Raw genomic sequence first — 26,046 nt, 5'->3', positions numbered from 1 at the left:
TTCCTACGGAATGACATAATCGGAAAAAGAGATATTAGTTCGATTTAGAACTTATCATTTCTCATCCACAGTTCATACGCAGAACCCAGAGCCACACAACTCATCATTCATAACTTATAACTTATAATTAGACTCCTTCCTAGCCCCGATAGTAATGGTTACCCCGCAGCATGCCTGGGAGAGCCAGTGGGATGCAGCGCAGGGCAGCCTGGCGTGAGGAGTATGAATGGATAGCGGGAGAAGGCTTCTGAAATTTGTTAAAGTATTTCCTCATCAATCCTATTTTATAGTATATATAAATCTTACTTAAGAATACTTTAAATTTAAGCTTATAAATCGATTATTATACTTGAAGGCTTACTTAGATGTAAGAAAGATGTATAACTTACCAAAATCCATCTTATTTTAATTCAAAAGAAATAAAAAACCGCTTCTCTAAAGAAACGGTGCTATTTTATCACATTTTGATTTTCAATCTTACATATCACTGTTTGTGTCCGGGCATTTGAAATCATCACTGCAGGTAGCGCAAACAATTACTCCGCTGCAATAATACATACAGAAATCTATTTCAGGAAGAGTAGCACCTCCAGAAATGTTTTTTAATTGATCTTTTTGTAGTTTTTTTAAATTTTTCATATTTTTTTAATTAAAAATTTGTAGGTAAAGTAAAAATAAATAAAATATTTTAAATTAAATAGGATATGGTATATAAAAAAATACATTTTAATGAAACCAGTGTCTCTTGAATTTATTAGAAACTCAATTTTATTTAAATGTTTGATTATTAAAGGAATAAATATTATTTTTAAGTAAGCGTTATCCGAAAAGCTTATAGAGTAGGAAATACTAAAAATCAAAAACTATGAAAAATCTAAAAAAACTTTCAAGAGAAGACAAGAGAAGTATTGTAGCCGGAGTAGATTTCCCGGCCTATTGTTTTGAAGGCGGAGGCCCAGGAGAAGGAGGATGCTCTGCGGGGAGATCTGTTCAGGTGGAAAATGTGTGCCTTACGGAGGAAATCCGGGAGGTGGAGGAAATCCTGGCGGTGGTGGTGATTCTTATACCTGTATCTGTCCGTGGGGAACTTTTACACAGCCTACACCATGTCCTGAATTTTATTGTATAACAGGATAAAACAAAATGATTAAACATCAATTTGCTATGTAAATGTGTTTGTATATTTCTTATAATAAGGAATAGAATAAAGAGGCTGTCTCAACGTTGAGACAGCCTCTTTATTTATTTTTTAATCAATCCTAATTCGATCAAGCGTTCATGCAGGAATTCTCCGGCAGTTGTATCTTCGTATAGTTTTGGATTGTTTTCGTCTACACAATTTTCAAGTGCATTTAAAGACATTGCACTGATAGGATGCATAAAGAAAGGAATTGAATATCTTGAAGTACTCCACAGCTCTCTTGGCGGGTTTACCACTCTGTGGATTGTAGATTTCAGTTTGTTGTTGGTATGTCTTGAAAGCATATCTCCAACATTAATCATCAGTTCATCCGGTTCTGCAATGGCATCAATCCATTCTCCGGTGTGGTTCTGAACCTGAAGTCCTTTCCCTTGTGCTCCCATTAAAAGAGTAATAAGGTTAATGTCACCGTGAGCAGCAGCTCTTACAGCATCATCCGGCTCTTCAGTAATTGGAGGATAATGAATAGGTCTTAAAATAGAATTTCCTTCTGCTATTTTGTCATCAAAATAAAATTCATTTAAACCAAGGTGCAATGCTAAAGCTCTTAGAACATACTGTCCTGTTTTCTCAAGCATCTGGAATGCTTCTTTACCCACTTCGTTGAATTTCGGAAGTTCTTCAACGATTACATTGTCTGGATACTCAGTTCTGTATTTTGAATCATCAGACAAATATTGCCCAAAGTGCCAGAATTCTTTTAAGTCTCCTCTTTTGAAACCTTTTGCAGTTTCTTTTCCAAATCCTACATAACCTCTCTGGCCGCCAATACCTGGAATCTCATACTTCTTTTTTGTTTCCACTGGCTGTTCAAAAAAGTTTTTTACCTCTCCATACAAATCATCCACTAGGTTGTCATCAAGAAAGTGGCCTTTTAAGGCTACAAAACCAATTTCTTCATAAGCTTTTCCGATTTCATTTACAAATTTCTGTTTGCGTTCCGGGTTGTCCGAAAGGAAATCACGCAGGTCTACACTAGGTATTTTATCCATTTTTAGAAATTTACGAATAGCAAAATTACATTTTTTTTAAATTAAATGATTTTAAAATCATTATTTATAAGTTAAATTTGCTGTATGAAAAAATATTCTTCTAAGAGAAGTATCCAAATACTTGCACATCTTCTTCAACAGTACGGAATTGCTGATATTGTAATTTCTCCGGGGTCAAGAAATGCTCCTTTGGCCATTCATTTTTCAGAGGTAGATAGTTTCAACTGTTACAGTATTGTAGACGAAAGAAGTGCTGCTTTTGTGGCAATGGGAATGGCGAAAAGCGAAAAGAAGCCGGTAGCAATTACCTGTACCAGTGGATCTGCAGTGGTAAATTACTATCCTGCTGTTACTGAAGCTTTTTATCAGAATATTCCACTTTTGGTACTTACTGCTGACCGACCGACTGATTATGTTGATCTGTTCGATGGGCAGACGATAAGACAGAAGGATGTTTTTCATCAGCATTCTTATGGTGACTTCCAGCTTTTGGAAGACAGCAAAGAACATGCAGAAGATATTAATTTCGATATCATTAAAAAAGCCATTGAACTTTGCTTTGAAAAGCAGGGGCCTGTACATATTAATATTCCATTGGAGGAGCCTTTGTATGAGCTTGTATCAGAACTTCCTACTTTTCCTACGGTAGAAAAAACAATCAAGCATAAAGAGTATGAAATCCCTTCAAATTTAATTGCAGAATGGCACACTTCACAAAGAATTATGCTGTTGGTAGGAACAAGAGATTACAGTCCTGAGTTGGAAAATCAATTGACGCAATTGGTGAAAAACCATTCTGTTATTGTTTTAAGCGAAGCTAATTCTAACCTGCATCATGAGAAGTTTTTCAAACATATAGACCGCTATATATTTAATTTTACAGAAGAAGACTATAAAACCTATGCCCCCGACCTGTTGATTACAGTAGGGCAGAATGTAGTTTCCAAAAAAGTAAAACAGTTCCTGAGAAGTGCCCGTCCTAAGCAGCACTGGCATCTGGATGAAGTATGGCAGCCGGATACTTATTTCTCACTGACAGAAAAAATTGAAGTTAAGCCTGAAGTTTTCTTCTCAAAATTGTTGAAATTTATCAATCTGGAGCCTAGACCTTATTTTAACCTTTGGGACGTTTTAAGGGATAAAAAAGATGCTAAACACGAGCAGTTTTTAAATACGATTGATTTCTCAGATTTTTATTTCTTCAATAAGGCTTCACAGACGATTCCTGAAAATTATAACATCCATTTCAGTAATTCTTCCGGGATCAGATATGCACAGCTGTTTGATTTTGGAAAACGAAAAATGTACTGTAACAGAGGAACAAGTGGTATTGACGGATCTACTTCTACGGCAATGGGGTTTGCTATTAAAAATGAAAACCCTACTTTACTGATCACGGGAGATTTAAGTTTCTTTTATGATATCAATGGACTTTGGAATCAATATATTCCGCCGTTCGTAAGAATTATGATCTTCAATAATGGTGAAGGAAATATCTTTAAAATCATTCCTGGTCCCGGAAATGCCAACCCGAATACATTAGACGAGTTTATTGCCACAAAACACCGTAAAAATGCAGAATCTCTTGCCAAGCACTTTGGGTTCTCCTACGTAAAGGTAGAGGATGAAATTACGCTTGACAGAGTTCTTGAGAATTTCTTCAAACCTGACGCACAGCCAAAAATCCTTGAAGTAAATACTCACGGGAAGAATAGCGCAGATGTACTGAAGTCATACTTTGAATTTATGAAATAATCTTAAAGATCAAGATATTCTTCATTCCCCGGCAGATTGATAATTCTGTCGATGGGATAGATGAACATATCATCAAAATCATTCAATGCATTAATGATCTGGAAATGGGTGAATTGCTTTATATTTTGTAAAGTGATCTCCGTTTCTTTGATCTTTTTATGCTTTAAAAGATGTTGTCTTTGTACCCCGTTCAGAAGATAGGTAGCGGGAGTAAACCAGTCTTTCCCTTTTAAAAATAAAAGGTTGGAAAAAGAGGTGTCGGTGATGTGATTATTTTTAACAATGATAATCTCTTCCGTCTTGGATTTCATCTTCATTTTATCCAACTCTTTACGGTCTTCAAACTTAAATGAATAATCAAAACTGTTGTTTTCTACCAGCTTGAAATTCTGAATCTCAGGAATAGCATAAGGAATCATCTGTGTCCTGACTCTTTTGTCGAGATCATAAGAAATTCTTAGTTTGAAAAGACCATCCTCGTCATGCTGCAGATTTTTGTAGATCTTGGCCAGATCAATAGAGTCTTCTTTCCCAAAATGGGAAAATGTTTGATTGACACGTTTCTGGTGTAAGTCTAATAGAAAAATCTCCTGATCTTCTACTTTAATGCTTTCAATGAATTGGGACATAGATTTTATTTTTCATTTCCTGATACTCGTCTTCTAATTTACTCATATGCGTTATACCGCCTCCGCTTTTGAAATAGAGTTGATTTCCTTCTTTTTCTATAAAACGGATCATCACACAGCTGTCAACATTTTCGCCGTCAAACCAGCCGCAAACGCCCGTGTAATATCCTCTTCCATACCCTTCCGCATCCAGAATTATTTCCAGCGTTTTAGGCTTGGGAGCTCCTAAAATAGAGCCAGCAGGAAGAAGCTTCTGCATAATACTTCCTACTTTTCCATCAAATTCAGGTTTTATTATTCCTGAAATTTCAGAACTCATTGCATACAGATCCTTTTGCTGGGTTTTGATGAAATCAATATGCTGGAACTGGTCCACACTTACATCATCAGCCACCATGCTCAGATCATTCCTGAGCAGATCTACTACAGTGTAATGTTCTGCTTTTTCCTTTTTATCATTTTTCAGTATTTCCGCAGCATTTTCAATAGAGGCATCAATAGTACCTTTCATGGGATAGGTTAAAATTTTACCGTTAATGATCTTTACAAAAGTTTCAGGAGAAAAAAATACAAAAAAATCTTTATAAAAAACTTTATACTTTGCATTTGAATGATAAAAAATCTCTTTTAAGGTTAAATTTGTCTCTATTTTCGTTTTTCTAGTATAGTTTACTAAATAAGAGTTTCCCAAACGAATATTTTTCTGAACCTTATCAAAGCCGGTTTTAAAGCTTTCCAACGTTTCAGGAAACGACTTCCAGAGTACTTTTTTATCTAGCGTGTGTGTTTCTTTTATGTTTGAAAACTCTTGAAAATCAATAATTAAACCTGATTTTTCAATTTCATGTTGCTGATATATTTCGACATTCTCCGAGAGAAAGTCGATTACGAAAAAATAGGGAACCTTCTGAAGAGAAAGCTCGTCCATTTCCATAAATTTTTGATGATTCATTGAAAACATTCTGCAAAAATAATTATTGATGTTTACTTTTGCATAAATTTTTTATGATGCAGAACAAATATCCTCAGAAACCGGGACTAGATTTTATATTGAAGCAGGCTTTTTTTTATTGGAATAAAACACTGGTCTTTCAGTTGATGTTTTCCATCATCTTTTTTGCAATATTGCTTACCGCTGTTATGCTTTTTGGAGCGAAATATGACGTTTTCTCTTACAATAAAGAATTGGAGGAAGCCTTTTTGCAAGGCACTAAGGTGTATCTGAAAAAAATTGAAGAAATAACAGCTACCGAAAATTATCAGATGTTTACACTGGCCATCTGGGGAACTACAGCGTTTTTGTATCCATTAAATCTTGGGATGTTCCAGATCTTCAGGAAAATTGATCTTAAAGAAAATATTGTGATCGGGGATCTGTTCGCAGGGTACAATGGGCTCAACTTTTTTAAATATGTAGGGTATTTTCTTTTCTGGTTCTTTATTTACAGATTTACAATTCCTACCGTAATACTGGCGGTGGTTTGGGTTGCAGTGACCCTATTTGTAGCGCCGCTCATGTTTTTTACGAATAAAAGGATATTTGAAGCAATTTCTCTGAACTTTAAAGCCCTTAAAATGTATTTTGTGGAAATAATGGTTTGTGTAATTGTTGCTTTTCTATTTAAGTATTTGGGTTTTGCTCTGTTTTTGATAGGAGGACTTTTCACATTCCCGTTTTGGAATGCTATGATATATTCACTTTATAAAACTGTTTTTTCAGAGAAAAGTTAAAATTCATTCGTGTTTGATATGATTTTTTACTAAAAAAAGCTAAATTTGGTAAAATCATTAAATATTTAAACTATGTCTGAATTTAACGAATTTGATCAGCAAGGCTCTGTGCCTAACAGAGATACGGGGTCGATTATTTCTCATGCCTTTGAAATGTATAAAGGTGTTTTCGGTTACGGAATCGTAGCAATGATTATTTATCTGGTTGGAGGGTCTGTTATTCAGATGCTTACTGGATTTGACTCTGCTTCTATCGTAGAAGATATGAAATCTTCAGGAGGTGACTTCAATTATTGGAGTGCTCCGGGACTTCCTTTGTATATGGGTGCTTCCAGTCTTTTCGGTCTCTTATTATCTCCTTTGTATGTAGGATTGATCTACATGGTGAATAAATATAATACCAAAAGTCCTATTGAGTTTTCTGATCTATTCATCGGATACCGTCAGAATTTTGTAAATATATTGATCTACAGTCTTCTATCGGGGATTATTTCTTCAGTTGCTCTTGCATTGTGTGTGCTGCCTATTATTTTTGTATATCCTTTCCTTTTATTAGGGTATCCAATTCTGTTATTTGAAAATGCTTCAGCTACAGATGCCTTAGGGAAATCTTTCAATATTGCTAAAGAAAATTATGGGATTTTCTTACTAACCGGATTCTTAGGGTTTCTGATCTCTATTGCAGGGGTTATTCTTTGCGGAATTGGGGTAATCTTAACCGCTCCGTTTATTATGATTGTAATGTACTCTACGTATTGTGCTTTCTTAGGAAAACCAAGACAAATTATGTACAGTAAATAAATATAAAATACATGATGAATAAGGACAAACAAATAAGCAGTGTTGCGATAAAGCAGATGTCGTTGCTGGCCATTATTGTGGTATTGGCAGGGTTGATCTGTTTTAATCTGGCATTGTTTATTCCCTCCGTTTTGGGAGCAATCACCATTTATGTAGTCTGCAGGAAGTATAACTTTTATCTGCAGGAAGAAAAAAAATGGAAACCTTCGCTTGCTGCATTTGCATTAATGTTTGCGAGTCTTATCGTTCTTATTCTTCCTATCTATTTTATTGCCGATCTGATTATTGATAAGCTGGGAAATGCACAGGCTTATATGGCCAAGTTCAATATTTTCCTGGATAAAATACATTCTTATATTTTCTCTAAAACAGGATTTGATATTCTGAGCAAAGAGAATATGGCAAAACTGAAAGATAATGTAGGGAAGTTTTCTACATCTGCAGTCAGTGGTACTTTCAATACGCTTACCGTAGTGATGTCCATGTATTTTATACTCTATTTTATGTTGGAAAGACCAAGACTCTTCGAAAAGATTCTTACTTCTTCCGCACCATTGAAGAGATCCAACATTGCTTTGATTGGCGATAAAATGAGAAAACTGATTATGGCCAATGCTATCGGAATTCCCGTTGTGGCAGTAGGACAGGGGATCGTAGCGCTTATAGGATATCTTATTTTTGGGGCACCGGGAGCAATACTCCTTTTTGCACTGACGGCAGCAGCTTCAGTAATTCCTGTGGTAGGAACTGCTATTATATATGCTCCGGTGTGTATCTTTATGATTGCTGAAGGAAATACGGTACAGGGAGTCGGCTTAGCAATCTATTGTGTTGTTGTGGTTGGCCTTACAGATAATCTTCTTCGTTTTACCCTTTTGAAAAAACTGGAAAATATCCACCCTTTGAATACTGTATTCGGAATTATCATGGGAATGAATCTTTTTGGCTTCATGGGGCTTATTTTCGGGCCTATTCTGATCTCACTGACACTTCTTCTGGTTCAGGTGTACAGAAATGAATTTTCAGACGAAGATACGCCTCCAGACCTCGAATTACCCAATAAGAATGATCTTGAAGAAAAATTAATTTAATTATATAAAAGCGTGGAAGGAATCAATCCGGAAATATTAAAAGAAATCTGTGTCATGAAAATGCCTTTCGGGAAGTATGAAGGAACGGTCCTGGTAGATCTTCCGGTAAGCTACCTGGAATGGTTCAACAGAAACGGAATGCCAAAGGGAAAACTGGGAATGCAGCTTTCAACAGTTTATGAGATCAAATTAAATGGTCTGATGGATCTTTTGACTCCCATCAGAGCAGCAGTAAGAAACGGATTATAAAAATTAAAATATTTCAATCTCAGAATAAAGCTTCGGCGGCATCTTTGATGCCGCCGAAGCTGTTTTATAAAAAGTTTTATTTAAGCTTTCAAAGCTGTAATTTCATCTCTCAGTTTGGCCGCTTTTATAAAGTCAAGATTTTTTGCAGCAGCTTCCATTTCTTTCTGCTTCTGTGTAATCATTTTCTCTATATCTTCACTTGCATAGGTTGCTTTTGTTTCGGCAACTTTTTGAAGAATCTCTTTTTGAGTATATTTTTCATCAGGGAAGTCTTTGCTTCTTCCGACAAGATTTTCAGAAATCTTTTTATTTAATGCTTTTGGCTTCAGGCCATGATCATCGTTGTACTGTATTTGTTTAGCACGGCGGTATTCAGTTTCATCCAGGGTAGCCTGCATAGATTTGGTGATTTTGTCAGCATACATAATTGCTTTTCCGTTCACATTCCTTGCAGCACGTCCCACGGTTTGAATCATTGATCTTCTGCTTCTCAGCATTCCTTCTTTATCAGCATCCAGAATAGCAACCAACGAAACCTCCGGTAAATCCAATCCTTCTCGTAATAAGTTAACTCCGATTAGCACATCGAAAAGACCCAGACGTAGATCCTGCATGATCTGAATACGTTCCAGCGTTTCAACATCAGAGTGAATATATCTTGTTCTGATTCCGAATTTAATAAAGTATTTCGTAAGCTCTTCCGCCATTTTCTTCGTTAAAGTGGTTACCAGTACTCTTTCATCAGCATCAGATCTTTTATGGATTTCCTCCATCAAATCATCAATCTGGTTGATAGTAGGTCTTACCTCAATAATCGGGTCAAGAAGTCCAGTTGGGCGAATGATCTGCTCTATATAAGCTCCTCCGGTTCTCTCAAGTTCATAATCTGCAGGAGTTGCAGATACATAGATTACCTGATTCTGAATGGCTTCAAATTCTTCAAACTTTAAAGGTCTGTTATCCATTGCAGCCGGAAGTCTGAAACCATATTCCACTAGTGCTTCTTTTCTGCTTCGGTCACCTCCATACATGGCATGAACCTGTGGAACTGTTACGTGGCTTTCATCAATAACCATTAAAAAGTCTTTAGGAAAATAATCAATCAGACAGAAAGGTCTTGTTCCCGGAAGACGGCCGTCCAGGTATCTCGAATAGTTTTCAATTCCTGAACAATAACCCAGCTCTTTAATCATTTCAAGATCCAGTTCGGTTCTTTCCTGAAGTCGCTTGGCTTCTAATGGTTTTCCAATAGAGCTAAAGAAATCAACCTGTTTTACCATATCATCCTGAATATCTTTAATGGCACCATTTAAGGTCTCCTTCGATGTTACAAAAAGATTGGCAGGGTAAATCTGTATTTGATCAAAATTATCCTCTACATTTCCCGTAACTGGGTCAAAACTTTGAATTTTTTCAATTTCATCCCCAAAAAACTGAATTCTGATCGCATTATCAGTATAAGCAGGGAAAACATCAATTACATCTCCTTTTACACGGAATGTTCCTCGTTGAAATTCATTTAATGTTCTGGCATATAATGCATTGACTAATGAGTGGAGAAGTGCTGTTCTTGTCACTTTTTCACCAATAGTAATGGAAATTAAAGATTTATGAAATTCTGTAGGGTTTCCGATACCATAAATACAGGAAACGGATGCCACAATCAAAACGTCTCTCCTTCCGGAAAGCAGACTGGCTGTTGCAGAAAGACGTAGCTTTTCAACTTCTTCATTGATGCTCAGGTCTTTTTCAATATAAGTTCCTGTTGTGGCAATATAAGCCTCAGGCTGGTAGTAATCATAATAGCTTACAAAGTATTCCACGGCATTTTCCGGAAAAAACTCTTTAAACTCCATGAAGAGCTGTGCCGCAAGAGTCTTATTGTGTGCCAGAACTAAGGTTGGGCGCTGAACATTTTTTACAACATTCGCAACAGTAAAAGTTTTTCCGGAGCCGGTAACCCCGAGAAGTGTTTGATATTTCTCACCGATCTCTATACCTTCAGTAAGTTTTTCAATAGCTTGGGGCTGATCTCCGGTAGGTTTATATTCTGATTGAAGCTTAAAATCCATAGAAAAGAATGTATACAACAAAAATACAAAAGAAATTATTAGACAGGATAATGTTTTGAAGATGAATATTTTGATAATAAAATTTTAACAGTCTCAACAAGAATAATTGAAATAATAAAAAGCGCTAATTTTTAGCGCTTTTCATTATTAAGGTTTGGTAAAAGTCATTGTTGCGGGGATTTTTAATACCGAAGCGATGGCTTTCCCATCTTTTGTGGCGGGTTTCCAGACTGTTTCGCTGCTTATTGCAGTCATTGTTCTAAGGAATTCCTTATTGAAAACATCGTTGTCACCGGAGGCTGTCACATTGGTTGTTTTCCCTGTTTCGTCTATATGAACATACGCAAAAGCTTTTATTGTTCCGTTTACTGAGTTCAGAGTATTGAGATCCATGGTTCTGCCTATTTTTGTTCTAAGGTCTTTCATCCCATTTGGATATTCAGCACTCACAAAGGTTTTGTCTTCCTGTAAGTTTGTGTTTTTACCTTCGCTGCTCACTATATTGTTTTCTCGTGGCGTTATGGTATCCTGAGTTTTTTTTAGCTCTTGTCTTTTAAAACCCATCATCATTGAAGATTTTCCCTCTTCTTTAGTTTTTGCAAAATAGGGATGAGTCATTAAGCTAACCTGATAAGGCTGAGGATTTTTTGCTGTTTTTGCATTCGGATAAATTTTGCTGATAGAAACATTTGAAAAATCTGTTTTTTTATAGTTTTTCAAAACGCTGTTTTCAATTTTTTTTGAATCAATCCAGACTGCATACTCATTTTTATTTAAGAATGATTTCAGCTCATTCTCTGTTGGAATTCTTTTTTTCAATTCAGGCAGCGCAAAGAATGTGATTTTCTGTTCATTCTTCTGATTTTCATTAAGTAAAGGATAGAGTTCTGCCAGCCTTTTTTTATCACTTTCAGTAACGTTTTTTGAAAACTCAGCATATTTCCCATGATTCAGCAAATCTGCATACTTAGCTAATATGTCCTTAAATTCCTGGTAAGAATTCTGGCTATTAGCCTGAACAGAAGTTTCTGCTATTTTTTCAGGCATCTGAACATTCGCTGGATTGCCTGCATAAGTTCTTTCAGAAAGTAATACTGCAGCGACGATCAATGTTGTGATTCCAGCTGTTTTCTTTAACAGACTGAATTTCGATTTTTTTGTTTTCATCATAATAAATCTTTTTTTGGTGTTATTAAAATTAAATGAATGAGTAAGAGAAGGATTTTGGCGGCTAAGAATCTCTTCAAGAATAAGGTTTTGGTATTCCTTAATATTATAATTCTTTTTCAGAACCGCTTCATCTGCTAAAAATTCGTGATTCGTGATCACTGCTTTTTTGTATAAGAAAAGAACAGGATTGAACCATGTAAAAATCTTTAAAAGATTCAGTATTACTAGATCTATGCTGTGTTTCTGGTCAATATGAGCCTTTTCGTGCAGGAAAATCCTTTGGTCAATGACATTATTTTCCATATAACTTTTCCCCATATATATTGTATTCCAAAAGCTGAAAGGAGAAAGGCTTTCACTCGTTAATAGGATATTGTAATCCTCATAAATTTGTTTTTCTCCCTGAATTCTTCTGACAGCTAAAAGAGCGAAAAGGCTTTTTATCAGTAGAAAAAGTGTGATTACAGCATAAATAGCCCATATAATATTCATCCAGTTGAAACTTTCCGGTTCCGGCTGAATAAAGACCATTTGCTGAGCCGTTTCTTCAATGATTATTTGTGGTTTAGTCTCTGCTTCAGGTCTTTGTATGGTAATGTTGATCAATGGAATTATATAAGAAAGGAGTATAGCACTTAGCAAATACCATCTGTTGAATCTGTACATTCTTTCTTTTTCCAGGAAGAGATAATAAACGGCAATGAAAATAGAAGAACACAGAACTATTTTCAGAATAATAGCTGTCATATCTATTCTTTTATCTGTTCATCTATAATATCGCGGAGTTCTTTCAGCTGCTTTTGGCTGAGCTTGGCATTCGATGTAAAAAAGGATGCAAACTGTGTTACCGAGCTGTTGAAAAAACGATCAATCATGGATGACATTTCCTCCTTGAAATATTCCCCTTTTTCTATTTTCGGATAGTATTCACGGGAATTTCCATACACTTTATAGCCTACAAGTTCTTTGTTCTGCATTCTTTTAAGCAAGGTTGCAATAGTAGTTGCAGCAGGCTTAGGGTCTGGGTAGGCTTCCAGAATATCCTTCATGAAAATCTTTTTCTTCTCCCAAAGGATGTCCATGAGAATTTTTTCAGAATCTGTTAATTTAATCTCTTTCATTCTACAATGTTGTAATTTGTTCTACAAATGTAGAATAAAAAATGAGACACACAAACTTTATGGCATTATTTTTCCATTCATTGTACAATCACCAATCATAATATTATGAAAATCAATCAATTTTATATCCAGGCACTGAGTTTTTTTCTTATTTTTTCTTCATGCAAAGAAAATCATGCGAATGCTCAGAAAACCGGAAATGATGGAAGTATAGAAACAGAGAAGCCTAATTCTGACTACAAACCGGCATTTAAAGGGCAGACAAGAATCAAGGCAGTAAAGAGCACAACGGCCTATAATGTAGAGGTATTGAATAAAGATTTGGGAAGACCGTGGGGGATTATCAATTTACCTGACGGAAAATTTCTGATCACAGACAAAAAAGGTTACATGAATGTTGTTTCAACAGATGGAAAGCAGGTATCAAAAATAGAAGGCTTTCCAAAAGTAGATTCAAAAGGGCAGGGTGGAATGCTTGATGTAGCTCTTGATCCTGATTTTACTACCAACAGTATTATTTATTTCAGTTTTTCGGAACCGTTTGGAAAAGGAAATTTAACTTCTGTAGCGAAAGGTAAGCTGTCTGCAGATCTCAAAAATATCTCAGAAGTAAAAGTTATTTTCCGTGCGGAACCTTCTTATGACGGAGATAAACACTATGGAAGCCGTTTGGCTTTTGATAAAGATGGAAACTTATTTGTCAGTACAGGAGAAAGATCAGATAAAGTAACCCGTGTGTATGCTCAGAAAACGGATAATTATCTTGGGAAAATTCTAAAAATCACAAAAGACGGAAAACCGGCTCCGGGAAATCCTTTTATCGGAAAATCTGGCTATAAACCTGAAATTTATGCTTATGGTGTACGTAATCCGCAGGGAATGGCCATTGATCCTAATGGAAATCTTTGGGATGTGGAGATGGGCCCGAGAGGCGGAGATGAGATCAACCTGATTCAACCCGGAAAAAATTACGGATGGGGAGATGTGACGTATGGAATCGAGTATTCAGGAGACAAAGTAGGACAGGGAATCACTCAAAGAGAAGGTACTGAGCAGCCCGTCTATTACTGGGATCCTGTGATTTCACCAAGCGGAATTACTTTTTATACAGGAAATATTGAGGAGTGGAAAGGAAACCTGATTATCGGATGTTTAAGTGGTGAGCATATTGACAGAATTGTAATGAAAGATAATAAAGTAGTGGGTGAAGAACGTCTTCTTGCAGATCAGAAAGAACGTTTCCGGGATGTATTGAATGGAATGGACGGAAATCTTTATGCGGTAACCGACAGTGGTAAATTGTATAAGATTTCAAAAAAATAAATAAAAAAACTCCTGAAAATTTTCAGGAGTTTTTATTTTCAGTTAAAACTTAAAGTTAAGTCTGGCAAAAACCTGTCTTCCGGAAAATCCCATCTGAACAGGGTCAAAAATACCTCCGCCTTCTGTATTTCCCTCGCTTACATGAGTGGTTTGCAGCGTAGGATATCTGTTGAATAGATTTTTACTACCTAGAGTTAGGTTCAGATTCTTACAAAATTCATAACCAAAAGAAAGATCGGTAGTTACTTTGGGATTATATAGCTGTTCTGTACCATCATAACCAATTAGCGTTGCTTTGTCAAATCTTACCAACTGCAGATTCGCATTGAATTTGTTGATCTTATAATTGAGGTTTAAATTAACTTTTGTTTTTGGAGCAGAAGCAAGGATAAAAGCTTTTTCTCTCTTACTCAGGTAAATATCTTCTTTTCCTGCCAGCTGTTCTGAAGTATTCACTTTAGTGATTTCCATATCATTATAGTTTCCGGCTAAGGTAGCAGTCAGTTTCCCGGAACCAAGATTTTCAGTATAACTTAAAATAAGGTCAACCCCTTTTGTGCGGGTATCTATTGCATTGGAAAAGAACTGTACCTGATCAATAAATGGATTATCTGCCTGAACATCTGCAGGCAAGTCTGCCTGTGCGAAATATCCGGTAAGAACGATTCTGTTTTTTACCTGAATATAATATCCATCCACTGTCGCTGTGAATTTTCCTGTATTGAAAGTAAATCCGGAACTTCCGTTCACAGAGGTTTCCTGCTTCAATTGAGGAATTCCAAGACTGCTTGCAATTTTACTATCGTTAGAAGCTAGCTGAATAGTAACCAACTGCCCACCCTGAAAATTGGTAAACTGCTGGCTGTAGTATTTCTGAGCCAAAGAAGGTGCCCTGAACCCGGTGGAAACGGAACCACGAAAAGCGAACTGCGGTGTGATCGCATATCTTGTCGCAAATTTTCCATTCAGGGTACTTCCGAAATCATTATAATTTTCAAATCTTCCGGCAACACTTATCATCCAGTTTTTTGTAACATCCAACTCGGTGTCTACATAGGCGGCAAAGTTATTTCTGCTTTTGCCAATATCTGTTGAATATCCCGGGAATCCCTGAGAACCGCCTGGTCTTACATTACCGCTTAAAGGGTTGGTAACAAGAAGGTTTGGAGGAGTACTGGCGGTTACAGGATTTCCATTGACATCATACATGGCATAAGAAGCTTCTTCTCCTTTGATGATATCAAATTTCTCATACCTGAATTCCGACCCGAAAGCAACGTTTAGCCCTTCCAGCACTTTGAACTGTTTCACTGCATTAAAGCCGGTTGTATTCTGTAATAATGAATGTCCTCCGGCATTAAAACTTGTAAGTGATTTGATGCCCAGAGTAGCATTAATCGTATTGTCAATCTGATAGGTAAATCTATTGTTGCCAAAAGCATTATAAAAATCTACGTCCCAGCCAGCAACCTTAAATTTCAGACCGTTATCAAACGTAAAATCTGTAATGCTTGTATTTTCAATCGGATTAAATCCTGTAGGGTAAACTTCGGGAATATTTCCGTCTGCATCTGCTGATCTGGTCCATGCGTAAGCTTTGGTATTTCTATGGGAAAAGCCCTGACGAGAATAGAATTTCAGACCATCAGATAAAGGAAGCTCAATATTTCCGAAAAAGTAAATGTTTTGAGCTTTTGCATCCCCGAAACGCTGCCTTGGTGCAGTATACACATCAGGATTTGCATTTCGTATCGCATAATCTTTGTTCATAAACTCTACTGTAAAGTTTCCAAAACCTCCTTTTGAACCTATTTTAGTTCCTAAATTTCCACTGAAATCAACGGTTGTTCCGTCTATTTTATGATCAGAAACGACATCATTATTTCCGGGACTTTTAAAAAGGTTCATTCCTGTGAATAGATTTCCCTCAAAACCTTTATCACGATCATTCAAAATAACATTGATTACCCCTGCGATAGCATCTGAGCCATATTGAGCTGAAGCTCCGTCACGAAGGACCTCCACTCTTTTTATGGCACCAATGGGAATGGTATTCATATCGTATCCCGTATTTCCTCTTCCTTTAGTTCCGAAAAGATTGATCAGTGAAGACTGGTGATATCTTTTTCCATTTAACAAGAGTAGGGTTTGATCTGGGCCTAAGCCTCTTAAAGTGGCAGGATCTACTGCATCAGCTCCATCAGACCCTGATTGTTTGTTGGAATTGAAAGAAGGTGCAGAGAACTGTAAAAGCTGGTTGATTTCTACTTGCCCAGTTGACTGGCTTACCTGTTTGATGTCGATGATATCAATAGGAACGGGTGTATTTACTACAGTTCTTTTTTTATTCCGGCTTCCGGTAATAGCGACTTCGTCTATCTTAGATTCTTTCAGGGTATCCTTTATTTGCTGAGCATAGGATAGGGTGGAAACTCCAAGAAAAATAATGCTGATGTATTTTATTTTCATATAGATAATTTTGAGTGGTGATTTAATCAAAATTATCAATATTTATTTTTAAATCCATACTAAAATTAAATATTTAGTATGGATATCTTAATTTAATAGAGATTAGCGTTAATTTAAGAAAAATAATAACTTATTATTTGGATTTAATGAAAAATTTTAATGTTAAAAGCTGGTAATGATTCTGTTAATTCCTTCTTCTAAAATTTCCTGTGAGGTGGAAAAGCAAATTCTGATATGTCCTTCCGCTCCTTTTCCGAACCATCTTTCTGATCCTGGAACAATGGCAACTTTCCCCTGTTTTAAAACATGTTGGGCAAATTGATCACTGGACATTCCGTTTTCAATCTTTGGAAAGAGTACGAAAGTAGCCTCAGGGAGATTGGGGTTTAGAATTTCTGAGCGGCTTAATAATGTAAACGCAAGATTCCTGTTACTCTGTAAATGAGCTAAAAATTCCTCATACCAAGGTTTTGCTTTCTCCAAAGCTACGCTTCCGGCAATCTGTGACAAAGTAGAAACACCTTCTATCGTTGAATTGAAATTGGATTTCTCTGTAAAATCCTCAAGGATATCCTGATCATGACACAAGACAGCCCCGATTCTCAATCCTGCTATTCCAAATGATTTTGAAAACCCATAGACGGTAAAGCTTTTTCTCTTTGCTTTTTCAGAAACAGAAGAATAGGTATGAAAATCTTTGTTGTCATAAATAATATCACTCCAGATTTCATCGCTCATCACCCAAAGATCATGAGCTGAAGCGATCTCTGCTATTTTTATTAATACTTCTTTAGAATAAACCCTTCCCAGGGGATTGTGTGGATTGCAAATGCTGATAAGTTTGGTTTTGGAACCAATTAAAGAGACCAGTTTTTCAAAGTCAATGTCTCCGGTTATTGTATTTACAGGACAAAGCATCACTTTTCCACCTGCTGTTTCTACTGATTTTTTGAAAAGAAAATCTACAGGATCCAGAATAATGGCTTCATCTCCCGGATTCAGAACATAAGAAGCAATCAGGAACATTCCCTGAGCAGCACTGTTGACAGCCAGAACATTTTCAGGAGAAAAAGTTCCGTGTTTCTCTTTGTTGAAATGGTCTGCAACACTTTTTTTGAATTCCGGAAGACCAGAAAACGGTCCGTAGCTTAGATAGCCGTCTTTTAGGTATTCAATAATTCCCTGTTCTATTTCAGGAGCTGTCCTGAAGTCCGGATCAGCAGCGGTAAGGGGAATAATTCCTTCTTCCAGGGTTGCCCATCTTCCGTTATAAGCCTTTCTTTTCAAAGCTTCAAAATTGATATCATTATTGCTGAACATAGTTATTTATAAGATATGGGTAAAATATTTTCTGATTGTTGACTAAGTGGCAAGAGGAACTGATTGAGCAATGTTCTTCCGTTGTTGATATGAACCTCAATTTCAGGCTTCCTTTTTTCTTCATATTTTCTGAAGGCTTCCTTTATGTTTTTATCTTCAACTAAATATTTCGTTAATGTAAAAGAATCTTTTAGTGCAGAGGTTACTCCCTGGCTTGTAAAAGGAATCAGCGGATGGGCTGCATCTCCTATGAATACAATATTATCTTTATAAAACGGATTGAGCTTTTCCAACTCATACACACACCATAAATGTACGTTTTTATAGTCTGATTTCTGTATAATTGACGGGACTAAAGGATGCCAGTTTTGAAAAACTTCAAGCATATATTTCCTTAGATTCTCTGGTGAACACTCATTGATCGTGTATTTCTCATTATCAAACTGTGAATACCAAAGAATAGTATCAGTAGAAAGTTTAAGGATTCCAAATGTAAGGCCTCCTTCTTCATGATGGAATTTTATAAAGTCATTTTCAATAGAATCCGCAATTTCCTTATCCTGAATAATATTGACTACTTCACTTTCTCTTACCGCTTTCAGTGTTTCACTTTTGAAGAGACTTCTTCTGATGCGGCTTTTGGAGCCATCAGAAACAATAGCAACATCCGCGTCAATATCAGTGCCATCCGAAAGTTTCAATTTTCCATTGCGTCTATCATCCGGGGTGATCGTTTGTTCATAGGTTATTTTTTCTGGGGAGATGTTTTGTACCAGCAGATCAATTAATGAATGTCTTGAAATGGCGAAGACATTGTTCAGCTCCTTTTCTGCCAGCATCTTTCCTGTATGGGAGTACTGTATGTATTTTTTTAGAAAATTTCCATGCTGAAGAAGAAGATCAGGATCGAGAATCTGATAAAGGTATTCCATCCCTTCCTGTGGAATGAGAAAGCCATGACCTGCCAGATCTTTCTTTTTTCTTCTTTCGTAAATGTGGTAATCAATCTTGTGCTTTTCTAAGTAATTCGCCATGCTTAAACCGGAAATACCGGCACCCACGACAGCAATTTTCTTCATTTTTTTCGGAATAACGGATTTTTCAGGTTGGTTCTCAAGTATTTTTACATCTGTTTCATCAGATGGATACAAAATTAAAATTAAAAACATTCACTATTTCAAAAAATGGATTAATTTGATTTCGTTTTCTTAAAAATAGAATGAAAAGAATAATATGTTATATGTAATAAAGAAATATGCTTGATTTATATTTATTTTCAAAATGCAGTATCTGATTGATTTTGAATTTGTTATTAGTTTGTGTTTTGGAATATAAAAAACAATATTGTCTTAGTATTGGAGGATTTTGAACTTTAAAGCATAAAAAAACCGGAAAAAATTCCGGTTTTATGATTAAGCTTTTTCAAGCTGAACAGTAAAGTGTCTTAAGATTTCCGGCTCCCAGGTGATCTTGTACCCTTTTGCTATTTCTTCACGTCTTTCATAAACGTTCTTGATAGCGGCAGCAATATAATCCATATGGTTATTGGTATAGGTTCTTCTAGGAATTGCCAGACGTACCAATTCTAATTTCGGATAACGGTTTTCTCTTGTTGCAGGATCTCTGTCTGCCAGTAATGTTCCTATTTCTACGGTTCTGATCCCTGCTTCTTTATAAATTTCAAGACCTAATGTCTGTGCCGGATATTCTTCACGGGAAACATTGGGAAGGAAGTTTAGAGAATCAATGAATACAGCATGTCCTCCGATTGGTTTTTGAACCGGGATTCCATATTCAATCAGCTTATTGCCTAAATATTCAACCTGAGAAATTCTGCTTTCAAGATAAGCAAACTCAGTAGCTTCATCAAGACCTACAGCTAATGCTGCCATATCTCTTCCGGCCATTCCACCGTAAGTAATAAAGCCTTCGTAAATAATTGTAAAGTTGGAAGCTTTTCTGAAAACCTCTTCATTATTCAAAGCAATAAATCCTCCGATATTTACTAAACCGTCTTTTTTAGAACTCATTGTCATCCCGTCTCCGTAAGAGAAAATTTCCTTGCAGATTTCTTTGATGCTTCTGTTTTCCTGTCCTGCTTCTCTTTTTTTGATGAAGTAAGCATTCTCAGCAAATCTCGCTGAATCAAAGAATAAGGGGATTCCATATTGGTCAGAAAGTGCTTTTACAGCCTTCATGTTTTCTAATGATACGGGCTGTCCTCCTGAAGAGTTACACGTAATGGTAATTAAGCAGAAAGGGATGTTTTCTTTAGGGTGGCTTTTATAAACTTCTTCCAGTTTTTCAAGGTTGATATTTCCTTTGAAGGGGTGAAGGTCATTAATGTCAAAAGCTTCATCAATTGTACAGTCGATGGCATGTGCTTTTCTGATCTCGATATGTCCTTTTGTGGTATCAAAATGTGAGTTTCCCGGAACTACATCTCCTTCTTTTACCAATACTGAAAAAAGAACGTTTTCAGCAGCTCTTCCCTGGTGTGTAGGTAATAAATATTTGAATCCTGTAATTTTTTCAACAGTTTTCTGTAATTGTTCAAAAGAACGGGATCCTGCGTAGCTTTCATCTCCGGTCATCAAAGCAGACCATTGTTTATCAGACATTGCTCCGGTTCCTGAATCGGTAAGCAGGTCAATATAAACATGTGAAGATCTTAAATTGAAAAGGTTATAATTAGCTTCTTTAAGCCATTGCTCTCTTTCTTCTCTGGTGGATTGATAGATTTCTTCCACCATTTTAATGCGGAAAGGTTCCGCGTACGGTAAATTCATGAGTTAAATTATGTTTTAAATTGTTTGTAAAGAAAATGTGTTTGAAAATAATTTTCAAAATTCATCAATGTATAAATAAGGCTTGGGAAGTATTATTCCGGAGCTTTAAATATGTTTTCATCAGAATGGAATCCGGCTACACCGCCGCTCACTGCAAACTTCATTGCAGAAGCTGCTGTCATTCCCACTACAGGTTTGATGTTTTTTTCTTCAGTAACAATTACCCAGCCCGAGATGGCGTACGAGTGGGGAAGATATACCGCAACGTAATTATGCTTGTCAACGTCCGACATTTCTTTTTGAGTTAAAAAACCAATTCTCCAGATCTCCGGATTTTCATTGGTTTTTACCCATACAGGATCGTTGAATTTTTTCTTATCACCTACAAATGAAGACATCACGTCTTTTGTGGGAGTGTAAATATGTTTTACTCCCGGAGTTTTCTCCAGTAAACTGTCCATAGTATCGAAAAAGAATCTTCCGACCACGAATTTATTTCCCAGATATCCTAAAATAGCTGTAAACAGAATAATGGATACGAATACAAGCCCTGGAATCTGCTTGGCCAGCGAAGGAACAAGATTGTCAATGGCGCTTACAATATACCAGATTACAAAAATGGTAAGCCCGATAGGGCCAATGATAACGAGTCCCTGAAAAAAGTTTTTCAGAAATAGATTGGCAATATTTTCAAAGCTTGGCTTCTTCAATGTGTATTCTTTACTGTTTCTATTTTAACCGTGAATAGTTTCTTTGTTTCCGTAGGATTTAATAATGTTAGCTTCATATTCCAGCCATTCTTCCCAACGTTTGTTTACTTTCTCCGGATCTCCAAGCTGTCTTGCAAATCCAATGAATGTAGTGTAATGATTAGCTTCAGAAATCATAAGTTCTTTGTAAAAAACTTTAAGTTCTTCGTCTTTGATGTTTTCGGTAAGAACCTTAAATCTTTCGCAGCTTCTGGCTTCAATCATAGCAGCAAAAAGCATTTTGTCTACGATGAGGTTGTCTCTTGTTCCCTGAACGATAAATTTCGCCAGTTCATTCACGTAATCATCTTTTCTTGCTCTTCCAAAGGTATATCCTCTTTTCTTAATGATCTCATGAACCTGATTGAAATGATCCAGTTCTTCCTGTGCAATGGCAAGAAGTTCTGTTACAATCTCAGGATATTCCGGAAGCATTGTAATCAGGCCTATGGCATTAGTAGCTGCTTTTTGCTCACACCAGGCATGATCTGTTAAAATTTCTCCGATGTTTCCTTCTGCAATATTTGCCCACCTTGGATCGGTAGGGAGTTTCAACTTAAACATGTTGTAAAATTTCTGTAAATTTAAACAAATTGAGGTAAGAAATGTGACTTTATTTCAATTTGATCATTAAAGTCTTAAGAGGCGGTCTTTCTTCTTAGGAATTCCAAAATATTCCAACCCCAGATATCTACTTTTTTTAATCCGGCAGAGATAACAAAAGCTAAAACGATATTAATCCCATAAATAATGATCATTAAAATCCACCATGACATATTTTCTTTTAACGGAACGACCAGAAAATACACCAATGAAGAACTGATGCCCTGTGCAAAGTAGAAGAAAATAGCATTCTTCCCGATGTGGGTGATAAAATTTTCTTTTGTGATCTTTAATCGGTTATAAAGGACAAATAATGTTACGAGTGAGAATAATGTCCAGATGATATAAGGTATTTTTGGTGGGAATTTGTTTTTGTTGATTTTATAGAAAATTTCTCCCCCATAGTACCAGAACATCCATATAAGAGCTGCCCCAACGCATGCATATAGTATAGGAATTGCTTTGGCAGGAATCTTTTTCCCACGCATCCTGTGACCAATTAAAAATACAGCAAGATAAAAAGCTACATACCCCACCTGTCCTGTTGGATAATATTCCGGGAAAAGATTGAATAATAAAGTCAGACCCATACAAAGCCCAATGAACCAATTGATATGTTTCGGGAAGAACCTTAAGATAAGGACACCAAAAACAGTGAGAACATAATAAACTTTAAGATACCAGAAGCTTCCCATCACTACAGGAAAAGTGTCAGCATTGGTATATTGATGAAGATACCAGTTGCCCAGATTTTCCCATTGAGGGGTTGCTGAAATACTGGTGGCCGAGTATTTAGATCCAAATGTGGAATAAAAGTTTTGAAGCCATTCCATGGAAAAGAAGCTCAGTCCAAAAACTTTAAAGAAGTAATCTAAAAAGAACAGGAAAGTCACAAATATCATATAGGTAATCTGCAGTTTCAATAGCCGGTACAATGTTTTTTCAATATTGGCTCCGGAAGTGATTCCACTCAGGGCATAAAAAAGAGCAACGTCAAAAACAAGCGAGAAAACTCTTACTTCTGCGGGAATATAAAACTGTCCAGACCAGAAAGCGGTATGGATAAAGATGATAGAAAGTGTTGCCAGTCCTTTGGCGAAATCAATATAGAGATCTCTGTTCATTATAGATTGCTTGGAAGATTTTTATTTTTTCAAAAATACAAACAAATTGATTTTATAGAACATAAAAGATTTTAAAAACAAAAAAGGGGCGGAACATACTGTCCGCCTCCTTTCTTAAATATGCTAAAAATGAATGTTCTCGTTTATTGAAGATGTTTAAACTCTTCTGCGGAAATTTCTCCGGACTGAATTTTTCTCAGCTCATCAATATATTGACTCATATATGCGTCAATTTCAGGATTTACTGTATTCTTAGCCATCTTATAAGTTCCGTTTAATACTCCCTGATAATAATAGAAGAAGTTATAATCGAAATTTGATGCATTAAGATCATATTGTCCTAAAAGGAATCCTAAACGTACTGCTGATCTTCTTTGAGCAGGAGTTCCGTGGTGTCCTGGACTGGTGGTCTGATAATCTCCGATGCTTTGTGCAAACTCGTAAGCTGCTGCAATTTCAGGAAAGCTGGTTTTATTATAACCATTAGGTCTTCTCAGGTAGTATCCTGCAAAGCCATCAGCTTCAAGCTCATTAGGTCTGGCTGTATTTTCATTTACAGAAGGAAGCCCAAATATATATTGCAGCTGATGCCCGTATTCATGTGCAAGAATCATCGCATTCACAATATCTCCGCCTTTTGCTTTTGCATCATAATAGATGGCATATCCATAATAGATCTTTCCGGTAGAATAGGAAATTGCATTGTACGTTGAATTGAAATTGGATGCATCATTCACAAATCTCAGTGTAGGATTGCTTCTTCCCCACAAACTTGCGATTTTAGTCATCTGACTATTCATAAAATTGGTGTCTGTGGAGTTTTGTAGACCGGTTAATAAAACCGAATTGTTGCTCCAGTTGTTGTCTACATAGGAGCAGATTTTTTCAAGATCTCCGGGTTGATCAATTTTAGCACTAAGTGCTTCTTGCTGGGGTTGAACATTGCTGTCCATTTGGTCATCACTACATGCTGTCAGTGAAGTGACAGCAATGGCACCTGCTAGTAAGCAGAGATTAAAGTTTCTTTTCATATATAAATTCAATTTGGTAAAACGAAGGTATGAAATTATCTCTTAAGTGTGAGTGCTTTATTAAAAAAAATTATTCAAAACATAGTGAATAGGATTTATATTAAAAAAACATTACTTTGATTGTAAGCTATTTAGAAAATTATATGTATATTTGCACCTCGAAATAACTAAAAATTTATAAACAATGTTTGCAATTGTAGAAATAGCAGGGCTTCAATACAAAGTTGAGCAAGACCAGAAGTTGTTTGTAAACCGTTTAAAAGGAGATAAAGGAGGAAAAGTTTCTTTCGATAAAGTTCTTCTTACTGTAAACGGAGCAATCACTGTAGGCGCCCCAGCTGTAAATGGAATCACTGTAGAAGCAGAGATCCTTGACCACGTAAAAGCTGATAAAGTAATCGTTTTCAAAAAGAAAAGAAGAAAAGGTTACAAAGTGAAAAACGGTCACAGACAATCTTTAACTAGAATCGTAATCACTGGTATTACTGGTTTTGAAGGTGGAGCTAAAAAAGCTGCTGCTAAAAAAGAAACTGTGAAAGGTGAAGTTCTTTCTGACAACGCAACTGTTAACTTTGGTGAAGATCATGAATTGAACTATCACTTGAAGAAAAACAACTTGTCTCAGTCTAAAGAGAACAGAGAAACTTTAATTACTTTAGGTAAAGCAGTTAAAGTTGAATTAGAAAAGAATATTCTTACTCATGAAGAAGTAGATGCTGCTATCATTAAGAATATCGATCAATTTAAAGCACTTAATAAATAATCCAGTAATAAAATGGCACACAAGAAAGGAGTCGGTAGTTCCAAGAACGGTAGAGAGTCTCACTCTAAAAGATTAGGTGTGAAGATTTTCGGAGGACAAGCAGCTATTGCCGGAAATATTATTGTTAGACAAAGAGGTACTCAGCACCACCCAGGTGATAACGTGGGAATCGGTAAAGATCACACTTTGTTTGCATTAGTAGATGGTAAAGTAGTTTTCAGAAAGAAAGCAAACAACAGATCTTTTGTATCTGTAGAGCCAAACGCATAATTTTTAAGCGTTTTATAAAAATTAAAGCCTCAGCATTTGCTGGGGCTTTTTTGTTATTTCTACTGTAATATTTTTTTCTGGATATTCTATTGTTTGTGAAATATTTTTATATTTGTTAACTGCCCAATTATGAGTCAGTTGCGAGAGCCGAAAAGTATAAAGAGTAGGCACGTATTAAAACAATATATCTATGAAAAATCTAAAAAAATTAAGCAAAAAGAATTTAAAAGAAATAACCGGAGGAGTAGCGGCAGTCTGCCCTTCTATGTTTCAATCCTGTGATGAATGGTGCAGATGGTCACCATGGCAAAAATCACACTGTATGCTTTCTCAGCCGTGTACAGAATGTTTTGAATGATATTAAATGAGATCCCTTTGAGATTTTTTAGAACTGAATCTTTAAACAGGGTTCAGCTTTTATATTGAGTTAAAAAAACTTAAAAAATATCCTATGATAGTGAAATAATTATATATTTGTTTATAATCAACTAGAAATCGTTGCGGAAGCCGAAAAGCAGAGAGAGTAGGCAACAAAATAAAACTAAATATAATCATGAAAAATTTAAGGAGATTAACGAAAAAAAATCTGAAGAGTATTAACGGAGGTGCTGTATGGTGCCCGCCAAAACCTATTACATCATGTAGTACATGGTGTGGGCTGACAAAGGAGCAGAAAATGCGCTGTCTGCTTGATGTAGAAGAACCTTGCGAATGCTTTTAATATCTTATATGAGTTAGAAAATAAAAGTTCGGCGGCTTCAAAGAAGCCGCCGAACCTGTTTTTGTATTGTAT

General features: G+C 36.1%; 26 protein-coding genes. 11 read left to right on the top strand and 15 right to left on the bottom strand.

Translation table 11 applies throughout. The features are described from left to right. Positions 1–477: 477 nt before the first annotated feature. Positions 478–639 (bottom strand): bacteriocin-like protein, encoded by a 162-nt coding sequence (locus ACTJIP_RS18900; RefSeq protein WP_175627299.1) that lies wholly within the window; start codon positions 637–639, stop codon positions 478–480. Positions 640–865: 226 nt separating this feature from the next. Between ACTJIP_RS18900 and ACTJIP_RS18895 the strand changes: the two genes are divergently transcribed. Beyond that, entirely contained in the window at positions 866–1,129 is a 264-nt protein-coding gene (locus ACTJIP_RS18895; protein WP_440704949.1) for a bacteriocin-like protein, read from the top strand. Positions 1,130–1,242: 113 nt separating this feature from the next. On the opposite strand, the gene ACTJIP_RS18890 is transcribed toward ACTJIP_RS18895, so the two are convergent. Continuing rightward, a complete protein-coding gene (locus ACTJIP_RS18890) occupies positions 1,243–2,193 on the bottom strand; it encodes an isopenicillin N synthase family dioxygenase (RefSeq protein WP_047381935.1) in 951 nt (316 codons plus the stop codon). A gap of 84 nt (positions 2,194–2,277) precedes the next feature. Here ACTJIP_RS18890 and menD point away from each other — a divergent pair, with 84 nt between their 5' ends. After that, positions 2,278–3,948, top strand: a complete 1,671-nt coding sequence (gene menD / locus ACTJIP_RS18885; RefSeq protein ID WP_440704948.1) for a 2-succinyl-5-enolpyruvyl-6-hydroxy-3-cyclohexene-1-carboxylic-acid synthase — start codon at positions 2,278–2,280, stop codon at positions 3,946–3,948. Between the two features lie 2 nt (positions 3,949–3,950). On the opposite strand, the gene ACTJIP_RS18880 is transcribed toward menD, so the two are convergent. Next, on the bottom strand, positions 3,951–4,577 hold the full coding sequence (locus tag ACTJIP_RS18880; RefSeq protein WP_223601284.1) for an aminotransferase class IV: 627 nt from the start codon (positions 4,575–4,577) through the stop codon (positions 3,951–3,953). Next, positions 4,561–5,538 (bottom strand): aminodeoxychorismate synthase component I, encoded by a 978-nt coding sequence (locus tag ACTJIP_RS18875; RefSeq protein WP_440704947.1) that lies wholly within the window; start codon positions 5,536–5,538, stop codon positions 4,561–4,563. Before ACTJIP_RS18875 ends, ACTJIP_RS18880 begins: the two co-directional genes overlap by 17 nt. A 47-nt stretch (positions 5,539–5,585) precedes the next feature. Here ACTJIP_RS18875 and ACTJIP_RS18870 point away from each other — a divergent pair, with 47 nt between their 5' ends. The 4 genes from ACTJIP_RS18870 to ACTJIP_RS18855 all read left to right on the top strand — a co-directional run bounded on the left by ACTJIP_RS18870 (position 5,586) and on the right by ACTJIP_RS18855 (position 8,449). Continuing rightward, positions 5,586–6,308: a hypothetical protein gene (locus ACTJIP_RS18870; RefSeq protein WP_440704946.1), complete on the top strand. Its 723-nt coding sequence runs from the start codon at positions 5,586–5,588 to the stop codon at positions 6,306–6,308. Positions 6,309–6,380: 72 nt separating this feature from the next. Continuing rightward, complete coding sequence (locus ACTJIP_RS18865) at positions 6,381–7,109, top strand: beta-carotene 15,15'-monooxygenase (RefSeq protein WP_047381924.1); 729 nt, start codon at positions 6,381–6,383, stop codon at positions 7,107–7,109. An 11-nt stretch (positions 7,110–7,120) separates the two neighbouring features. Next, a complete protein-coding gene (locus ACTJIP_RS18860) occupies positions 7,121–8,200 on the top strand; it encodes an AI-2E family transporter (protein WP_077419388.1) in 1,080 nt (359 codons plus the stop codon). A gap of 21 nt (positions 8,201–8,221) precedes the next feature. Beyond that, positions 8,222–8,449, top strand: coding sequence for a DUF3820 family protein (locus ACTJIP_RS18855; protein WP_077419572.1), 228 nt, complete (start codon positions 8,222–8,224; stop codon positions 8,447–8,449). An 80-nt stretch (positions 8,450–8,529) separates the two neighbouring features. On the opposite strand, the gene uvrB is transcribed toward ACTJIP_RS18855, so the two are convergent. From uvrB to ACTJIP_RS18840, 3 genes are all read right to left on the bottom strand, one after another. Continuing rightward, positions 8,530–10,521, bottom strand: a complete 1,992-nt coding sequence (uvrB, locus tag ACTJIP_RS18850) for an excinuclease ABC subunit UvrB (protein WP_180564818.1) — start codon at positions 10,519–10,521, stop codon at positions 8,530–8,532. A 147-nt stretch (positions 10,522–10,668) separates the two neighbouring features. Then, the gene (locus tag ACTJIP_RS18845; protein ID WP_440704945.1) at positions 10,669–12,438 is read right to left on the bottom strand and encodes a M56 family metallopeptidase; all 1,770 of its coding nucleotides are present in this window, start codon (positions 12,436–12,438) and stop codon (positions 10,669–10,671) included. 2 nt (positions 12,439–12,440) lie between these two features. Next, positions 12,441–12,812, bottom strand: coding sequence for a BlaI/MecI/CopY family transcriptional regulator (locus tag ACTJIP_RS18840; RefSeq protein ID WP_077419391.1), 372 nt, complete (start codon positions 12,810–12,812; stop codon positions 12,441–12,443). A 105-nt stretch (positions 12,813–12,917) separates the two neighbouring features. On the opposite strand from ACTJIP_RS18840, the gene ACTJIP_RS18835 reads away from it, so the two are divergent. Continuing rightward, complete coding sequence (locus ACTJIP_RS18835) at positions 12,918–14,135, top strand: PQQ-dependent sugar dehydrogenase (RefSeq protein ID WP_440704944.1); 1,218 nt, start codon at positions 12,918–12,920, stop codon at positions 14,133–14,135. 42 nt (positions 14,136–14,177) lie between these two features. Here ACTJIP_RS18835 and ACTJIP_RS18830 read toward each other — a convergent pair whose 3' ends face one another. From ACTJIP_RS18830 to ACTJIP_RS18795, 8 genes are all read right to left on the bottom strand, one after another. Continuing rightward, positions 14,178–16,604 (bottom strand): TonB-dependent receptor plug domain-containing protein, encoded by a 2,427-nt coding sequence (locus ACTJIP_RS18830; protein ID WP_077419393.1) that lies wholly within the window; start codon positions 16,602–16,604, stop codon positions 14,178–14,180. Between the two features lie 162 nt (positions 16,605–16,766). Then, the gene (locus ACTJIP_RS18825; RefSeq protein WP_077419394.1) at positions 16,767–17,924 is read right to left on the bottom strand and encodes a pyridoxal phosphate-dependent aminotransferase; all 1,158 of its coding nucleotides are present in this window, start codon (positions 17,922–17,924) and stop codon (positions 16,767–16,769) included. Between the two features lie 2 nt (positions 17,925–17,926). Beyond that, positions 17,927–19,093 carry an FAD-dependent monooxygenase gene (locus ACTJIP_RS18820; RefSeq protein WP_440704943.1) on the bottom strand — a complete coding sequence of 389 codons (1,167 nt, stop codon included), beginning with the start codon at positions 19,091–19,093 and terminating at the stop codon, positions 17,927–17,929. A 243-nt stretch (positions 19,094–19,336) separates the two neighbouring features. Next, positions 19,337–20,713 carry a tryptophanase gene (locus ACTJIP_RS18815; RefSeq protein WP_440704942.1) on the bottom strand — a complete coding sequence of 459 codons (1,377 nt, stop codon included), beginning with the start codon at positions 20,711–20,713 and terminating at the stop codon, positions 19,337–19,339. Positions 20,714–20,805: 92 nt separating this feature from the next. Continuing rightward, complete coding sequence (locus ACTJIP_RS18810) at positions 20,806–21,423, bottom strand: DUF502 domain-containing protein (RefSeq protein ID WP_047377240.1); 618 nt, start codon at positions 21,421–21,423, stop codon at positions 20,806–20,808. Between the two features lie 24 nt (positions 21,424–21,447). Then, a complete protein-coding gene (locus ACTJIP_RS18805) occupies positions 21,448–22,026 on the bottom strand; it encodes a tRNA-(ms[2]io[6]A)-hydroxylase (protein WP_077419396.1) in 579 nt (192 codons plus the stop codon). A gap of 74 nt (positions 22,027–22,100) precedes the next feature. Further along, on the bottom strand, positions 22,101–23,189 hold the full coding sequence (locus ACTJIP_RS18800) for an acyltransferase family protein (protein ID WP_077419397.1): 1,089 nt from the start codon (positions 23,187–23,189) through the stop codon (positions 22,101–22,103). Between the two features lie 143 nt (positions 23,190–23,332). Continuing rightward, a complete protein-coding gene (locus tag ACTJIP_RS18795) occupies positions 23,333–24,220 on the bottom strand; it encodes a metalloprotease (protein WP_077419398.1) in 888 nt (295 codons plus the stop codon). A 184-nt stretch (positions 24,221–24,404) separates the two neighbouring features. Between ACTJIP_RS18795 and rplU the strand changes: the two genes are divergently transcribed. The 4 genes from rplU to ACTJIP_RS18775 all read left to right on the top strand — a co-directional run bounded on the left by rplU (position 24,405) and on the right by ACTJIP_RS18775 (position 25,974). Next, positions 24,405–24,983 carry a 50S ribosomal protein L21 gene (rplU, locus tag ACTJIP_RS18790; RefSeq protein WP_077419399.1) on the top strand — a complete coding sequence of 193 codons (579 nt, stop codon included), beginning with the start codon at positions 24,405–24,407 and terminating at the stop codon, positions 24,981–24,983. Between the two features lie 12 nt (positions 24,984–24,995). Then, positions 24,996–25,253, top strand: coding sequence for a 50S ribosomal protein L27 (gene rpmA / locus ACTJIP_RS18785; RefSeq protein ID WP_027372929.1), 258 nt, complete (start codon positions 24,996–24,998; stop codon positions 25,251–25,253). A gap of 190 nt (positions 25,254–25,443) precedes the next feature. Continuing rightward, positions 25,444–25,611 (top strand): bacteriocin-like protein, encoded by a 168-nt coding sequence (locus tag ACTJIP_RS18780; protein ID WP_156118851.1) that lies wholly within the window; start codon positions 25,444–25,446, stop codon positions 25,609–25,611. Between the two features lie 195 nt (positions 25,612–25,806). Continuing rightward, entirely contained in the window at positions 25,807–25,974 is a 168-nt protein-coding gene (locus tag ACTJIP_RS18775) for a bacteriocin-like protein (RefSeq protein WP_175627300.1), read from the top strand. Positions 25,975–26,046: the final 72 nt, after the last annotated feature.

The organism is Chryseobacterium sp. 22543, assembly GCF_052044565.1.
Lineage (GTDB): Bacteria > Bacteroidota > Bacteroidia > Flavobacteriales > Weeksellaceae > Chryseobacterium.
This window is presented reverse-complemented; position numbering and strand designations above follow the sequence as displayed.

Coding starts and splice junctions, on each gene's coding strand:
- ACTJIP_RS18900 (WP_175627299.1), bottom strand. CDS start 639: ATGAAAAATTTAAAAAAACTACAAAAAGATCAATTAAAAAACATTTCT.
- ACTJIP_RS18895 (WP_440704949.1), top strand. CDS start 866: ATGAAAAATCTAAAAAAACTTTCAAGAGAAGACAAGAGAAGTATTGTA.
- ACTJIP_RS18890 (WP_047381935.1), bottom strand. CDS start 2,193: ATGGATAAAATACCTAGTGTAGACCTGCGTGATTTCCTTTCGGACAAC.
- menD (WP_440704948.1), top strand. CDS start 2,278: ATGAAAAAATATTCTTCTAAGAGAAGTATCCAAATACTTGCACATCTT.
- ACTJIP_RS18880 (WP_223601284.1), bottom strand. CDS start 4,577: ATGTCCCAATTCATTGAAAGCATTAAAGTAGAAGATCAGGAGATTTTT.
- ACTJIP_RS18875 (WP_440704947.1), bottom strand. CDS start 5,538: ATGTTTTCAATGAATCATCAAAAATTTATGGAAATGGACGAGCTTTCT.
- ACTJIP_RS18870 (WP_440704946.1), top strand. CDS start 5,586: ATGCAGAACAAATATCCTCAGAAACCGGGACTAGATTTTATATTGAAG.
- ACTJIP_RS18865 (WP_047381924.1), top strand. CDS start 6,381: ATGTCTGAATTTAACGAATTTGATCAGCAAGGCTCTGTGCCTAACAGA.
- ACTJIP_RS18860 (WP_077419388.1), top strand. CDS start 7,121: ATGATGAATAAGGACAAACAAATAAGCAGTGTTGCGATAAAGCAGATG.
- uvrB (WP_180564818.1), bottom strand. CDS start 10,521: ATGGATTTTAAGCTTCAATCAGAATATAAACCTACCGGAGATCAGCCC.
- ACTJIP_RS18845 (WP_440704945.1), bottom strand. CDS start 12,438: ATGACAGCTATTATTCTGAAAATAGTTCTGTGTTCTTCTATTTTCATT.
- ACTJIP_RS18840 (WP_077419391.1), bottom strand. CDS start 12,812: ATGAAAGAGATTAAATTAACAGATTCTGAAAAAATTCTCATGGACATC.
- ACTJIP_RS18835 (WP_440704944.1), top strand. CDS start 12,918: ATGAAAATCAATCAATTTTATATCCAGGCACTGAGTTTTTTTCTTATT.
- ACTJIP_RS18830 (WP_077419393.1), bottom strand. CDS start 16,604: ATGAAAATAAAATACATCAGCATTATTTTTCTTGGAGTTTCCACCCTA.
- ACTJIP_RS18825 (WP_077419394.1), bottom strand. CDS start 17,924: ATGTTCAGCAATAATGATATCAATTTTGAAGCTTTGAAAAGAAAGGCT.
- ACTJIP_RS18820 (WP_440704943.1), bottom strand. CDS start 19,093: ATGTTTTTAATTTTAATTTTGTATCCATCTGATGAAACAGATGTAAAA.
- ACTJIP_RS18815 (WP_440704942.1), bottom strand. CDS start 20,713: ATGAATTTACCGTACGCGGAACCTTTCCGCATTAAAATGGTGGAAGAA.
- ACTJIP_RS18805 (WP_077419396.1), bottom strand. CDS start 22,026: ATGTTTAAGTTGAAACTCCCTACCGATCCAAGGTGGGCAAATATTGCA.
- ACTJIP_RS18800 (WP_077419397.1), bottom strand. CDS start 23,189: ATGAACAGAGATCTCTATATTGATTTCGCCAAAGGACTGGCAACACTT.
- ACTJIP_RS18795 (WP_077419398.1), bottom strand. CDS start 24,220: ATGAAAAGAAACTTTAATCTCTGCTTACTAGCAGGTGCCATTGCTGTC.
- rplU (WP_077419399.1), top strand. CDS start 24,405: ATGTTTGCAATTGTAGAAATAGCAGGGCTTCAATACAAAGTTGAGCAA.
- rpmA (WP_027372929.1), top strand. CDS start 24,996: ATGGCACACAAGAAAGGAGTCGGTAGTTCCAAGAACGGTAGAGAGTCT.
- ACTJIP_RS18780 (WP_156118851.1), top strand. CDS start 25,444: ATGAAAAATCTAAAAAAATTAAGCAAAAAGAATTTAAAAGAAATAACC.
- ACTJIP_RS18775 (WP_175627300.1), top strand. CDS start 25,807: ATGAAAAATTTAAGGAGATTAACGAAAAAAAATCTGAAGAGTATTAAC.